We start from the raw sequence: 13,606 nt of genomic DNA, 5'->3' as shown, positions 1-13,606 counted from the left end.
GTTGATTACTTATCCCTTTACTGCTCCCATCGTAAGACCTTTTGCAAAGTATTTATGAAAAAATGGATAAGCAATTATGATTGGTAATATGGCTACCACTGCAATTGCCATACGAATCGTAGCGCTTGGCATATTCGACATATCAACTCCCATCATATTCTGGGAATTATTTGCCATAAATAAGATATTTTCGTTCATTTTATTTAGCAAAAGCTGTATTGAATATAATTTTTCATCGGTAACGTAATAAAGGCCGTTTGTCCAGTCATTCCAGTAGGAAACTGCCGATAGAAGTCCCACTGTTGCAAGAATTGGCTTTGACAAAGGCAGTATCATTTTAAAGTAAATGCGAAAATGACCACAACCATCTATTTTTGCTGCTTCTATTAATTCCTCTGGAATGCTTTGCTGAAAATAATTTTTTACTAATATTACGGTAAAGCCACTCATTAATAAATTCGGCAAAATTAATCCCCATATTGTATTCTTAACCTTTAATAAATTATTATAAACAAGATAGGTGGGAACTACTCCGCCGTTAAACAACATTGTAATCAACACAAATATAAAAACAGCGTTAACTCCTTTTATGTCCTTTTGTATTAATCCGTATGCAAGCATACTGACCATAATTACACTTAATACAGTTCCTAAGACACTAACCAAAACTGTGACTCCATAGGCACGTCCTATTTGTGTCCACTCCTGAAATATATATTGATAGGCCTCAAAGCTTATATTCTTTGGTATAAACTGATAGCCTGATTTGGTTACATCAAATGCGTCAGACAGCGATGAAGCAATTAAAAGCCAAAAAGGTATCACAGCCAATGCAGACACGATAAATAGTACTGTATGGGCGATTATTTGCATAATTTTGTTACTTTTTGTATGTATTCCCATAAAGACCTCCTTAAAACAAAGCATTTTCTTTGCTTAGTTTTCTTATTATCTGATTTGATATTACAACTAAAGCAGCACCGACAATCGACTGAAACACACAGGCCGCAGCAGACATACTGATATTATTTTGATTCATAAGCGCATTGTACACATAGGTATCAATTGTCTGCGTTACGTTATAAAGCATTCCTGAATTCTTTGGAACCTGATAAAATAAACCAAAGTCAGAATAAAAAATGCGGCCAATATTTAATATGGTAAGTGTAATGATTGTTGGCTTTAAGCATGGAAGTGTAATATTCGTTATCTGTTTCCATTTGGAAGCTCCATCTATTTGAGCCGCTTCATAAAATTCAGGACTAATTCCAATAACACTTGCCAGATAGATAACCGTACCAAAGCCAAGACTCTTCCATTGATTTGTAAATACTAAGATAAATGGCCAATATTTTTGCTGTTGATAAAATGAAATGGATTGATTAATGCCAAAGAAAGGGAGAATAGTAGCATTAATAAAGCCTGTTTCTCCGCTCAAGAATGCATAGGCTAAATAGCTTACAACAACCCATGACATTAAAAATGGCAGCAAAATCAAGGTTTGATAGATTCGGGACGCAATTTTTTGCTGTACTTCATTTAATAAGATTGCAACTGTAATCGGTATGATAATTCCAAGTATAATAAATACTATATTATAAAGTATTGTATTTCTGGTCATAATCAAAGCGGTGTTGCCTTGTGAGAATAAAAACTTAAAGTTATCTAAGCCACACCAAGGACTTTTTAAAATTCCATCCCTAAAATTTAATTTCTTAAATGCAATTATCATGCCAAACATTGGTAAATAGTTATTAATTAAAAAATAGAGAATTCCCGGTAACATGAGTGCATAAACTGGGAGCGCATTTTTCCACCGAAATGATTTCTTTTTCTTTACCATACTTTTCTCCTCCAAATAATTTAATCTTGTAATGAATCTTCCCATCTGTGCCAAAGGGTTTAAAAAAGGAAAGAACGGTGAATGTCCTTCCCTTTCTATTACTGCTTATTCAACATGAATGGATTCTTTATTGTTTCTCTAGCCATAAATCAAATTGAGCTTGATTGTCTGCAATGACGTCTTCAATTCCTGCATTTTTTAAGGCTGAGATAAATTCAGGATATACGCTGTCTAAATCTACACTGCCTGTTTCTAAGGAAGGAAGATATTGTGACATAACACTGTTAATTGCAATGAGCTGATTCGTCATATTCTCACTGTTATAGGAATATCCTACTGCTTTGGATTTGTTACTCATTGATTTTTGTGTAAATGTTTCGTTTGCTTCCTCACTTGTTGCATCAGACCATGTATATTCATATCTTCTGTCTCCATAAAGACCAAGTGTATTATAGTAGCCGCTTGTATCTGCTGTCACACCCTCTGGAAATGTAATTAATTTCTCAGTATCCGTTTTCACATAATGAGTTCCTTCAATTCCCCAATGAATCAAGTTTGCTAAATCGGAATCTTCATACATCAGATTCAAAAATTTCATTGCTGCATCTGGGTTTTTACTGGTTATTGGTATGGTCCAATACGTTCCGCTGTTTGGCGATAAGGAAGTATAATAATTATCCGTAGTTACAAGTGCCACAAATTCTTTGCCATATTGAGTTTCAGAATCTGGAATCATTTCCGGTTTATTTAACATTGGAAAAGAGCAGATAACTCCTGTGCTTAATAACTCTGTTTTTAAGGAATCTGTTGTTGCTGCATCCGGCATAATATAGCCTGCTTCATACCACTCTCTGACTGTTTTTAAGTAATTATAATAATCCTCTGTTTCATACAAATTTACTATTTTTGTGCTGTCCGTTCCCATCAGTACACCCGAATTGGCGGTTGCACCCAAGGTATCTGCAATTCCAAAGTATCCGTATGCTGTTGCTGCTGAAACGTCTGTTCCAATAATTCCATATGGATACATATCTGGATGTTTTTCCTTAATCGCTGCAAAGATCTCTGTAAAATCATTAAGTTGATACTGATCCTTTACAGTCACACCAATTTCATCAAGAACATCCTTTTGAATGAGCAAAGATCCTTGTGCTCCGTAGTTATAAAGTACAGGAGAAATTCCATAAATCTCATCGTTAACTACCGTACCGTCCGTAATTGGGTATTCCTCCATTAATTTTGAAATCGTAGGTGCATTTTCGGTAATTAATAGATCCAATGGCTCTAGTGATGCACTGTTTACGTAATTTGACACACCTTGAAATGCATTCATCATTAAATCAATTTGTTCTCCTGAAGTAATCCATAAAGAATACTGTGAAAATGTTTCAGGAATTGAAATTGCCTTAAATTCAACCTCAACGTTAATCTTTTCTTTTGTAATTTCATTAACAGCATCCTGTACCTTTAATAAATCTGCCGGTGTATTTCCTGCTGTTAAATATGTCATTACAATATGTGCCGTCTCCTGACTTGCCTGTTCATCACCTGTGTCTTGACTCGTTGTATCTTGACTGGTTGACTGCTCACTTGATTGATTCTTGGTACCACATCCCATAAACATGGTTGCGGTCAACACGGTCATTAGTAATAATGATAGTATTTTCTTTTTCATATTCATCCTCCTTTTATCGATATCAATATTATAGAACACTATTTCTCTTATGTATCCTCCAATTCCGATTGACAAATTATACAATAACGACGTATTTTACCACATTTCCGACTTTTATATGCACATTTCCTATATGAAAAGAAGCCAGATAAATTTGACTTCTATCTGACTTCTTTTACTAGCATTTCTTACCTTTTAAATATTGATTCTGATAATCTCTTGGCGTTTTTCCATAATATTTTTTAAACATTTTTGTAAAATAAGAATAATTTCCATATCCCACCTTTGCTGAAATCATACTTATGGTAAGCACATTGCTTTCTAGCAGTTCTTTCGCCAAAAACATCCTTTGGCTTGTAATATAATCAATTAAGGTTTGTCCTTTTTGTTTTTTAAAAAGCCTCGTTAAATAATCCGGACTTAAAAATACCATTTTGGCTATTTCCTCTACAGTCAGGTTATCAGATATATGATTTTGAATATAATGTTCCACCTCATTTAAGGGGTCTTTTACCTTTTCCTCCTCATTGATCCCTTTCTTTTCACTCAATTCCTTTATAAAACGCTTTCCATACTCTAAATATTCCTGTGTCCGATAGGTGTTCTTAATCTCATCGCTTGCCCTCTGTAGTATCTCCAACAGCTTCTTTGGCGGGATGGGCTTTAGTACATAATCAAAACATTTTAAGGAGATAGCCTGTTTGGCATATTGAAATTCATCATGACAAGTCAGAAAAATACATAACGTATTGGGATAATGCTCTCTGACCCATTCTACTAAATCTAAACCTGTGCCATAAGGCATCTCAATGTCACAGACTAAAATAGCAACCTTTTCGTTTTGAAAAATATTAAGCGCCTGAGAATAGCTATTAGCTGTAAAAATATTATCAAAATCAAGTCTGTCCCAATTTACACTGTCTAAAATTCCTTGTATTGCATATATTTCATCATCTACAATTAATAAGTTCATATATTACCTCCGCACAACTGGAAATTCCATCCATACCTGTGTACCATAGCCCTCTGAACTGCTGATAGACAAAACAGCCTCTTCCCCATAATATAAATTTAAACGCCGTCTGCAATTCCATATTCCGATATGCTTACCTATTCGGTCATGAATAATTACTCCATCCTTTAACTGCTGCAATCTATCCTCGCTCATGCCGCATCCTGTATCACAGATTGAAATGGACATCTTATTTCCATCCGACTTGATAATAAGTATAATCTCAATCAAGTCATCCATTTTCAGAGCGTATTTTATAGAGTTTTCAACAAAATTCTCGATAATAAGTGGGAGAATCAAAAGCTCGCTTATGCCTTCATCAATATCATATACGCAGGTAAATTTCTCTGGAAACCGTATCTTTTGTATTTCTAAGTAATTCTTAACAAAATGTATTTCTTCTTTTAATGTTACCAAATCATTTGCATTACGTAAAGAATATCTAAAATATTCCACTAACAAAAGGGTGTAGTCCAGAATATATTTGTAATTTTGTGATTGCGCCAGGCTATAAATCATATTTAAGGAATTTAACAATAAATGAGGATTGATCTGCAAACGCAGATTTGTCTTCTCAATATCCAGCCTCTCAATATCCTTTTCATAAGATTCAATTCGAAGGTTTTGTATCTGACCAGCCATATTGTTAAAGACCTCTTTCACATGTTCAAATTCTGTTGAATTAAGCCTGCCTTTCATACGATAATCAATATTGTCCTTTTCAATTTCCTGCATTGCGTGGTTTATTGCTTTCAAAGGTCTTAATACCATTCTATAAAGCGCTATAATTAAAACAGGGATTAAAAAAAAACTTAAGATTCCCAATACCAGAATGTTTTTTTCCAGAAACGGTATTTCGTTATTGATTTCTTTAAATGGAACAATTCTTGCTATTTCATAGTCCAATACTACTGACGGCTGGTAAATTACATAACATTTTTGCTCTATCTGATTAATCGTTATGACCTGCTCCTTTTTTGATAAAATTACGCTTTTGTCTACATCACCTGCTATTATATTTCCCTGCTTATCGACCAGACAGATTTTTTCTCCGTTAATATCAGACGTTTTTTCCATATTTTCTAACATGTTATCCAAATCACACAGCATTCCAAAGGAAAAGTACTCATAATTCACCAGATGCAATAAATATTTTTGATTATTGATATTTATGATTTCAAATGATAAAGGGGGAATCTCTTTTAAATCATTATTGCCCAGATAGTCTGCAACCTCTTGCTTTTGCACATAGGATATCTTAAGGGGATCATTCGTTATATATATACTATTATCCCAATTCACTTTAAGAAAAGCTAAGTCGCTAAATACATTATTTTCTCTTTTCGTTTTCAGCTTTTTCCAAAATTCAAAGGCTGCAATATTCTTTTGCCCCACACTGTAACCAGGCTGCAGCTCCAAATAATTTTCCTGCATAATATCCTCAAGCGCATTTCTCATGTAATCAAGTCCATTATCCAAATCTGACACATGAATGGATAGCGCATTTTGATAAGAAGTAAAAAGTGCCTCCTCTACGTTGTGAATCATATGCTTTGCAGTTATAATTAAGAGTATGTTGATTGGAATAATCGTTATACATGCAACTAATACGATACGAAATGTTAAAGAATGTATCAATTGTTTTATTTTTCTTTTCATTTTTCTCATCCTTTATGGTTATATATCCTGTTAATTTTTAAGTATACCCCAAAATATCAAAATTGAATAGTTGATTTATAATCTCATTTATCTTATCGAATTTTGTCGAAAATGTAAATAAATTGGATTAAAAAAATCAATTTCATGTTAATCTTGACCAAATTAGTACACTATGTTAAAATCATAACAAGGAGGTATCACATGCTTATTACCAGAGAATGCGATTATGCAGTCCGAATCATTCGAGCACTTGCTCAAGGAGAGCTTACCAGTATTTCTTATATTTGCGAAAAGGAACATATTACTATGTCAATTGCGTATAAGATTGCAAGGAAGCTTGAGAAAGCTGGATATTTAAAAAGTTACCGCGGTAATGCAGGCGGTTATGCTTTAAATTGTGATTTGGCAAAAACAACTTTATATGACATATTAACCGTCATTGATCCTAAGCTATTGCTGATTGAGTGTATGCAGACAGGCTATGAATGTTCTTTAAATGCGCCTGTACATCCTTGTCTTGTACATCATGAATTTTGTAGAATTCAAAGCAAGCTGAATCAAGAGCTAAAAGCGAAATCTTTGGCAGATATTTTACATGTGTAATTTTTTTGCCTCAATCTATACTATTTTAGTACAGTATAACATGTTAATTAAGGAGGAATTACTATGAATCAATGTTATGGATGCAATACCTGTAAAAGTGCTGACAAACCACTGGAAGGTTTCATTCAGTCGTTACCAATGGAAACATCCCACCACCGTGTGGAAAAACAAAGTACCAAATGTGGATTTGGATTGCAGGGAGTCTGTTGCAGACTATGTGCTAACGGTCCTTGTCGTATTACCCCAAGCTCACCCAGAGGAATCTGCGGAGCCAATGCCGATACCATTGTGACCAGAAACTTTCTAAGAGCCGTTGCTGCAGGAAGTGGCTGCTACATACATATTGTTGAAAACACCGCTTTAAATTTAAAAAATACAGCCAAAATCAAAGGTGAATTAAAGGGAATTGCTTCTCTTGATCATTTGGCAGACATCTTTGGTATCAAAGAGGACGATGTATATGCTAAGGCAGAAAAGGTTGCTGATGCTGTATTGGGGGATTTGTATAAGCCGGAATATGTCCCAATGGAGCTGGTTGAAAAGGTTGGCTATGCTCCTCGCGTAAAACGCTGGAAAGAGCTTGGCATTATGCCCGGCGGTGCAAAATCAGAAGTTTTTAAAGGAGTAGTCAAATGCTCTACTAACCTCAATTCCGATCCTGTAGATATGCTTCTTGACTGCTTGAAGCTTGGTATCTCAACCGGTGTATACGGTCTGACACTAACGAATTTATTAAATGATGTATTGCTAGGACAGCCAGAGCTTCGTATGGCTCCTGTTGGTCTTCGCATAATTAACCCGGATTATATTAATATTATGATTACCGGTCATCAGCATACCATATTTGTTGATTTGCAGGAAAGACTTATTTCCAAAGAAGCAATCGCCAAAGCGAACGCAGTCGGTGCAAAGGGCTTTAAATTAGTTGGCTGTACTTGTGTCGGTCAGGATTTGCAACTAAGAGGCGCTCATTATACCGAGGTATTTGATGGTCATGCCGGAAATAACTACACCAGTGAAGCTATACTTGCTACCGGTGCGATTGATGCTGTTCTTTCTGAATTTAACTGCACATTGCCCGGAATTGAACCAATCTGTGATGAGCTTAATATTAAACAGATTTGTCTGGATGATGTGGCCAAAAAAGCAAATGCTGAACTACTAAAATTTGATTTTGAAAACCGTGAAGAACAAAGTGATATTATAATAGATAAAGTCATTGAATCCTACAAAGTGCGTCGTGGAATCGTTCCATTGAATTTGATGAAAGAGCATGGAAATGACCACTCATTAACCGGTGTCAGTGAAGGTTCTTTAAAAGCATTTCTTGGCGGAAGCTGGAAGCCTCTTATTGACTTAATTGTTGCAGGAGAAATTAAAGGAATCGCAGGCGTAGTGGGTTGTTCAAATCTGACCGCAGGCGGTCATGATGTACTGACTGTTGATCTTACTAAGGAATTGATTGCAAGAGACATCATTGTACTTACCGCAGGCTGTTCCTCAGGTGGTATCGAAAACTGTGGCCTTATGACTCCAGAAGCGGCTGAATTGGCCGGTCCTAAGCTTAAAGCTGTCTGTAAAAAGCTGGGAATACCTCCTGTCCTTAATTTTGGACCTTGTCTTGCAATTGGTCGGTTGGAAATTGTTGCGACCCAAATTGCTGCTGAGCTAGGCGTAGACCTTCCACAATTACCACTTGTGCTCTCTGCCGCGCAATGGCTGGAAGAGCAAGCGTTAGCTGATGGCTGCTTTGGTTTATCCCTTGGCTTACCACTCCATCTTGGCTTGCCTCCATTTATAACAGGCAGTAAAACGGTTGTAAAGGTATTAACACAAGATATGAAAGAATTAACCGGCGGTCAGGTTATTATAAACTCTGATGCCATAGAAAGTGCTAATATACTGGAACAAATTATTATGGAAAAACGTATCGGTCTTAACATATAGGAGGATTGCATATGAGACGAATAATCATTGATGCAACAAAATGTGATGGCTGCAAGAATTGTACACTGGCTTGCATGCAGGCACACAGTGAAAGAGAAGGCAGTATCTATGACCTTGATTTGACTGATATTAGCAATGAATCCAGAAATCTCATCGTACAGGCTTTTGATGGAACTTATAAACCAATCTTTTGCCGCCATTGTGACCAGCCTGAATGTGTGATGTCCTGTATGAGTGGCGCTTTGCAAAAAGATAAAGAAACCGGACTTGTACTTTATAACGAAGCCAAATGCGGTTCCTGCTTTATGTGCGTCATGAACTGTCCTTATGGAGTATTAAAGGCAGACACTAAGACAAGAACAAAAGTAATCAAATGTGACTTTTGTATTGATGCAGGGGGCGAGCCAAGCTGTGTAAAGGCATGTCCGAAACAGGCAATCTATGTAGAGGAGGTATAAGAGATGATTCATTTGATAATCGGTGCAGGAGCTGCTGGAATTACGGCTGCCAAAACCTTACGTGAGTTAGATTCAGATGCAGCTATCATTATGATTTCTGCCGATGAGTTTGTTCATTCCCGCTGTATGTTACATAAATATATAAGTGCGGAACGTAATGAAAAAACACTATCCTTTGTATCCGATCATTTTTTTGAAGAAAATGATATTATGTGGATGAATAAAACCTATGTCAATCACGTTGATACCGCTTCGCAAGAAGTAGAATTACAAGATGGCACCCATATGTTTTATGATAAACTGCTTATCGCCACAGGTGCGAACAGTATAATTCCGCCAATCGGACATTTTAAAGAGTCTAAGAACGTATTCGGCCTTAGAAATCTAAGTGATGCACAGCAAATATCCAACCTTTCCGCCAGTGCTAACCGCATCTTAATCGTTGGCTCTGGATTGGTGGGAATGGATGCAGCTTATGCATTTTTAGAAATGCATAAAAATGTTACAATAATAGAAATGGCTGACAGAATATTACCGACTCAATTAGATGCAACCGCCGGCAAAGCATATCAAAAGCTGTTTGAACAACATGGCTGTAAATTTATCCTAGGCAAAAAGGCCTCCGAAACAATCCAAAACAAAGATGGAAACATTGAAGCTGTCATTTTGGATGATGGCACCAAAATAGAGTGTGATCTCATTATTGTTGCTGCTGGCGTTTGCCCAGCCGTTGCATGTGTTGACAATACAGACATTGCAACAGAACGCTTTATCATAGTTGATGATTTTTTGCAGACCTCCGATAAAAATATATATGCTGCCGGAGATGTAACAGGACTTTCCGCCATCTGGCCTAATGCCATGAAGCAAGGGCAAATCGCAGCTTACAATATGTGCGGTAAAAAAGTGCAATATCTTGACCAATATGCCATGAAAAACACAATGAACTTCTACGGACTCACTACCCTGTCTCTTGGAAGAGGCATAGCAGATGAGAATGACAAAGTAATAATATGTGAGGATGCCAATAATTACAAAAAAGCAATTTTAAAAGATGGATGTCTGTCACATATTATGCTTCAAGGTAACATTGATTACAGCGGCATATATCAATTTTTAATTAAAAATAAAATTAAACTGCATTTAGATAAAACAGATATCTTTCATCTTTCCTTTGCTGATTTCTATAAAATAGATAAAACAGGTCAGTATACCTACCAATAAAACAATAACTAACATTACATAAGCATAGAAAATGCCAAAATCGATACCACGACTTTCGGCATTTTTTATGCTGCCGAGTAATTATCTTGCTGTGGTAAAATAATAAAATTAGTAAATCTTATAGAATAAAAGAATATTATTTTGATGTTATAAATTTCTTCATGTTATTGACATATTTTATACACTTTTAAAGTTATTTATTAACAATTAATTCAATTTCTCATCACGGTTTCTACACAAATTAATATTATACTTAATTCATCAGTTAAGTTAATCACTTATTTATATAGATAATCTTTTTCATATTTACTTAAGGAATTAAATTCCTTAAGCTCCCTCCCCCTAAAAGTAACCGTAATGGTTACTTTTTTTATTATATAGGAAAGACCTTAGTGAGGGATTAGAAAGCTGATGCGGACTTGTCCTCTTTGTTCTCTCATAGGAAAGTCCTTTTTGAGTACAAATTTATTGTTTCTGTTTCTATCGTTACAGGGTATTTTCTTTGACCGCGCAAAAAAGAAAGACTTCATATAAAAGTCTCTCTAATTTTTTTTCATCGTTATTATATTTGTTTTTAATATGGATTGGTCTAATCATTAAATACCAAAATAAGTTAAAACTTCATTATCTATATTCAATTCTGATAAAGCAAAAACAGTACATTTTAATGCTTTTACTTCTAAAATGTACTGTTACACTGTTACTTCTCCTCCAATCTCTATATGCTGTTTAACTCTATACTCTTGTTGCAAATTTTATATAATACTTAATTATCTTTCCAAATCCAATACAAAAACTTTTATTTCATTACTAAAGATGCATTATGTCTTCCAGCATTTTCACGAAAGTACTAGGCTTCATCTGAAAGGAATTGCTCATTCGAAAAATAACGTCAAGTGTAGGGTTTCTTTTTTTTCGTTCTAACAAACTAATATAAGTTCTATCCATATTACATAAGTGTGCTAATTCCTCCTGCGACATGCCATTTTTTTTTCTCTCCTGTTTAATAACGATGGAAATTGCCTCTTTTAACTCCAAATTTATCACCTCGCTATCTATACATTATGAAAAAAATAACTTTTAAGTTCTACGGACTATAGTCACATTTTTAATATGGTGCTATAATGAATACTAGGTATTAATCTTATGATTATAGCAAAATAATATAATGCGCTAAAAACAGCTTAATCAGTACCTTTTAGTATATGCAGATATATATAATTATATATTAATAATATCAAAAATAAATTTAAAAATGCATAATACAAACGTATCAGGCATTTAAAGAAGGAGGGATATCATTAAAATTTCTAAAGCTTTGTTTCATTTACATACTATGAAAAATCTCACTGGCTAAAGAAATAGGCTACACAAGTAGCTAATGATAAAAAGGAAAAGGAGACGAAAGATATGACGAAACTGTTGAAAAAAGCATCTATTAAACTAAAACTATTGATTGGCTTTTTATTTATTGCCGCAATCTCAGTAGCTGTAGGCTTAGTAGGTACCATAAGCATGGACAAAATAGCGGATCATTCAGAAACCATGTATTCTTATAATCTGGCAAGCATTGATGATTTACATATCATTAAAGAAAATCTTTTGAACGTCAGAACTCAACTGCAAAAGGCAGTTTTATATCAAGATCCTGATCAAACAAAAGATTCCATTGAAAGCATTGATGAATTCACCCAAATCAATGAGACATATATTGATAGCTATGATAAATTTTCTTTATCAGATAAGGCGAGAGAAATATGGAATAACTTCTTAACGGATATGGATGCCTATCGTACTGCCAGAGAGGAAGTATTGACGTTGGCATCTGCCGGTAAATATGAAGAAGCCTCGAACAGCTTAAGCTCCGTAACACAGATAAGGGAATCTATGTTTGACAAGCTAAATCAGTTAATTGAATTGAACCAGCAAATGGCTCAGGCAAGTGACGCTGAAAACAAAGGCCTTGCAAATACCAGTTCAACTACCATGTCCATGATGATAGTTGTAGGTTTAATACTATCTATATTCATTGGCTTAAGATTATCCTTAAATATTTCCAAATCCATCAATAAGGGATTGGAATTTGCATCTGCTCTTGGTGAAGGTGATTTGACAGTGGTAATCAAAAATAGCAGTCAGGATGAACTTGGCAGGATGATTGATGCTTTAAATCTAGCTAAAGACAACATGAGAAAAATTGTTTCAAGTATTGTAGTACAGACAGAGGAAGTATCAGCCTCTAGTGAAAAGCTTTCTGCTACACTTGAAGAAGTGTCTCAAAGCTTTGAAACCATGAATACCAGCACCTCAACTATTTCAGATGGTGTAATGGATATTCGTGCTGCAACAGAAGAATTAACGGCTACCGTAGAACAGGTAAATACAGGTGTCACTCAATTAGCTACCAGTTCTTCTGACGGAAGCAAGGAAGCTGTTGATATTAAAGCCCGTGCAATACAAATTAAGGACAAGGGCACCGAATCAAGACAATTAGCTGACAGTATGTACCATGATAAACAGGTCAATATACTGGATGCAATTGAAAAAGGAAAGGTAGTTGAAGAAATTTCCAATATTGCAAATCTGATTAATGACATTGCAAGTCAAACAAACCTGTTGGCATTGAATGCTTCTATTGAAGCAGCCAGAGCTGGGGAGCATGGCAGGGGCTTTGCAGTAGTCGCAAGTGAAATTGGTGCATTAGCAGCACAATCAACAAATTATGTCAGAGAAATTACAGATGTGGTTAACAATGTTAAAAATGCATTTAGTAATTTAGCCGATAACTCAAAAGAGATATTAGGCTATGTGGACACAAGGGTCAGAGGGGATTATGATTTACTTGTAGATACAGGAATCAATTATGAAAAGGATGCAATTTATGTAAGCAGCCTTTCGCAGGATACCGCCAGCATGGCACAGGAGCTTAATGCTTCAACCGAAGAAATCACAAGCGTGATTCAAACGATTGCTTCCAATATAGAGGATACAGCAATCAGCTTTACTCAAATTCAGGAGAATATGAATGAAACTAATATCGCAATGGAGCAGATTGCCAAAACGGCAGAAAATCAGGCTACTATAGCAGAAACACTGAATAAACTAACTTCTGGCTTTAAAATATAAAAAGCTAAGATACTGATTAGCATAACCTAATTACTTTTGATATTAAGATTATAATAATA

The 13,606-nt window shown here is 35.2% G+C and carries 11 protein-coding genes; 5 read left to right on the top strand and 6 right to left on the bottom strand.

Going from position 1 to position 13,606, the window contains the following annotated elements; all coding sequences use genetic code 11:
* Positions 1-9 precede the first annotated feature (9 nt).
* From C8E03_RS12630 to C8E03_RS12610, 5 genes are all read right to left on the bottom strand, one after another.
* Positions 10-903, bottom strand: coding sequence for a carbohydrate ABC transporter permease (locus C8E03_RS12630; RefSeq protein ID WP_181899183.1), 894 nt, complete (start codon positions 901-903; stop codon positions 10-12).
* Between the two features lie 10 nt (positions 904-913).
* The gene (locus tag C8E03_RS12625) at positions 914-1,843 is read right to left on the bottom strand and encodes an ABC transporter permease (RefSeq protein WP_094376612.1); all 930 of its coding nucleotides are present in this window, start codon (positions 1,841-1,843) and stop codon (positions 914-916) included.
* A 127-nt stretch (positions 1,844-1,970) separates the two neighbouring features.
* A complete protein-coding gene (locus C8E03_RS12620; protein WP_170122990.1) occupies positions 1,971-3,518 on the bottom strand; it encodes an ABC transporter substrate-binding protein in 1,548 nt (515 codons plus the stop codon).
* 178 nt (positions 3,519-3,696) lie between these two features.
* Entirely contained in the window at positions 3,697-4,491 is a 795-nt protein-coding gene (locus tag C8E03_RS12615; protein WP_110291201.1) for a response regulator transcription factor, read from the bottom strand.
* Positions 4,492-4,494: 3 nt separating this feature from the next.
* Positions 4,495-6,189 carry a sensor histidine kinase gene (locus C8E03_RS12610; RefSeq protein ID WP_170122989.1) on the bottom strand — a complete coding sequence of 565 codons (1,695 nt, stop codon included), beginning with the start codon at positions 6,187-6,189 and terminating at the stop codon, positions 4,495-4,497.
* Positions 6,190-6,390: 201 nt separating this feature from the next.
* Between C8E03_RS12610 and C8E03_RS12605 the strand changes: the two genes are divergently transcribed.
* The 4 genes from C8E03_RS12605 (at position 6,391) to C8E03_RS12590 (ending at position 10,421) form a co-directional block, all read left to right on the top strand.
* The gene (locus tag C8E03_RS12605) at positions 6,391-6,792 is read left to right on the top strand and encodes an RrF2 family transcriptional regulator (protein ID WP_094376608.1); all 402 of its coding nucleotides are present in this window, start codon (positions 6,391-6,393) and stop codon (positions 6,790-6,792) included.
* Positions 6,793-6,855: 63 nt separating this feature from the next.
* Positions 6,856-8,739, top strand: a complete 1,884-nt coding sequence (gene cooS / locus C8E03_RS12600) for an anaerobic carbon-monoxide dehydrogenase catalytic subunit (RefSeq protein WP_110291200.1) — start codon at positions 6,856-6,858, stop codon at positions 8,737-8,739.
* Between the two features lie 11 nt (positions 8,740-8,750).
* Positions 8,751-9,197 (top strand): 4Fe-4S dicluster domain-containing protein, encoded by a 447-nt coding sequence (locus C8E03_RS12595; protein WP_110291199.1) that lies wholly within the window; start codon positions 8,751-8,753, stop codon positions 9,195-9,197.
* 3 nt (positions 9,198-9,200) lie between these two features.
* Entirely contained in the window at positions 9,201-10,421 is a 1,221-nt protein-coding gene (locus C8E03_RS12590; RefSeq protein WP_110291198.1) for an NAD(P)/FAD-dependent oxidoreductase, read from the top strand.
* 810 nt (positions 10,422-11,231) lie between these two features.
* Here the strand turns inward: C8E03_RS12590 and C8E03_RS12585 are convergent.
* Positions 11,232-11,459: a helix-turn-helix domain-containing protein gene (locus C8E03_RS12585; protein ID WP_094376604.1), complete on the bottom strand. Its 228-nt coding sequence runs from the start codon at positions 11,457-11,459 to the stop codon at positions 11,232-11,234.
* A gap of 372 nt (positions 11,460-11,831) precedes the next feature.
* On the opposite strand from C8E03_RS12585, the gene C8E03_RS12580 reads away from it, so the two are divergent.
* Positions 11,832-13,547 carry a methyl-accepting chemotaxis protein gene (locus tag C8E03_RS12580; protein WP_110291197.1) on the top strand — a complete coding sequence of 572 codons (1,716 nt, stop codon included), beginning with the start codon at positions 11,832-11,834 and terminating at the stop codon, positions 13,545-13,547.
* Positions 13,548-13,606: the final 59 nt, after the last annotated feature.

Origin of the sequence: Lachnotalea glycerini, assembly GCF_003201285.1 — a bacterium.
Lineage (GTDB): Bacteria > Bacillota > Clostridia > Lachnospirales > Lachnospiraceae > Lachnotalea > Lachnotalea glycerini.
Note: the sequence above shows the minus strand (reverse complement) of the source record. Positions and strands in the feature narration are given on the sequence as shown.

Excerpts from the sequence above, each read along its gene's own strand:
- C8E03_RS12630 (WP_181899183.1), bottom strand. The coding sequence starts at position 903 with ATGGGAATACATACAAAAAGTAACAAAATTATGCAAATAATCGCCCAT.
- C8E03_RS12625 (WP_094376612.1), bottom strand. The coding sequence starts at position 1,843 with ATGGTAAAGAAAAAGAAATCATTTCGGTGGAAAAATGCGCTCCCAGTT.
- C8E03_RS12620 (WP_170122990.1), bottom strand. The coding sequence starts at position 3,518 with ATGAAAAAGAAAATACTATCATTATTACTAATGACCGTGTTGACCGCA.
- C8E03_RS12615 (WP_110291201.1), bottom strand. The coding sequence starts at position 4,491 with ATGAACTTATTAATTGTAGATGATGAAATATATGCAATACAAGGAATT.
- C8E03_RS12610 (WP_170122989.1), bottom strand. The coding sequence starts at position 6,189 with ATGAAAAGAAAAATAAAACAATTGATACATTCTTTAACATTTCGTATC.
- C8E03_RS12605 (WP_094376608.1), top strand. The coding sequence starts at position 6,391 with ATGCTTATTACCAGAGAATGCGATTATGCAGTCCGAATCATTCGAGCA.
- cooS (WP_110291200.1), top strand. The coding sequence starts at position 6,856 with ATGAATCAATGTTATGGATGCAATACCTGTAAAAGTGCTGACAAACCA.
- C8E03_RS12595 (WP_110291199.1), top strand. The coding sequence starts at position 8,751 with ATGAGACGAATAATCATTGATGCAACAAAATGTGATGGCTGCAAGAAT.
- C8E03_RS12590 (WP_110291198.1), top strand. The coding sequence starts at position 9,201 with ATGATTCATTTGATAATCGGTGCAGGAGCTGCTGGAATTACGGCTGCC.
- C8E03_RS12580 (WP_110291197.1), top strand. The coding sequence starts at position 11,832 with ATGACGAAACTGTTGAAAAAAGCATCTATTAAACTAAAACTATTGATT.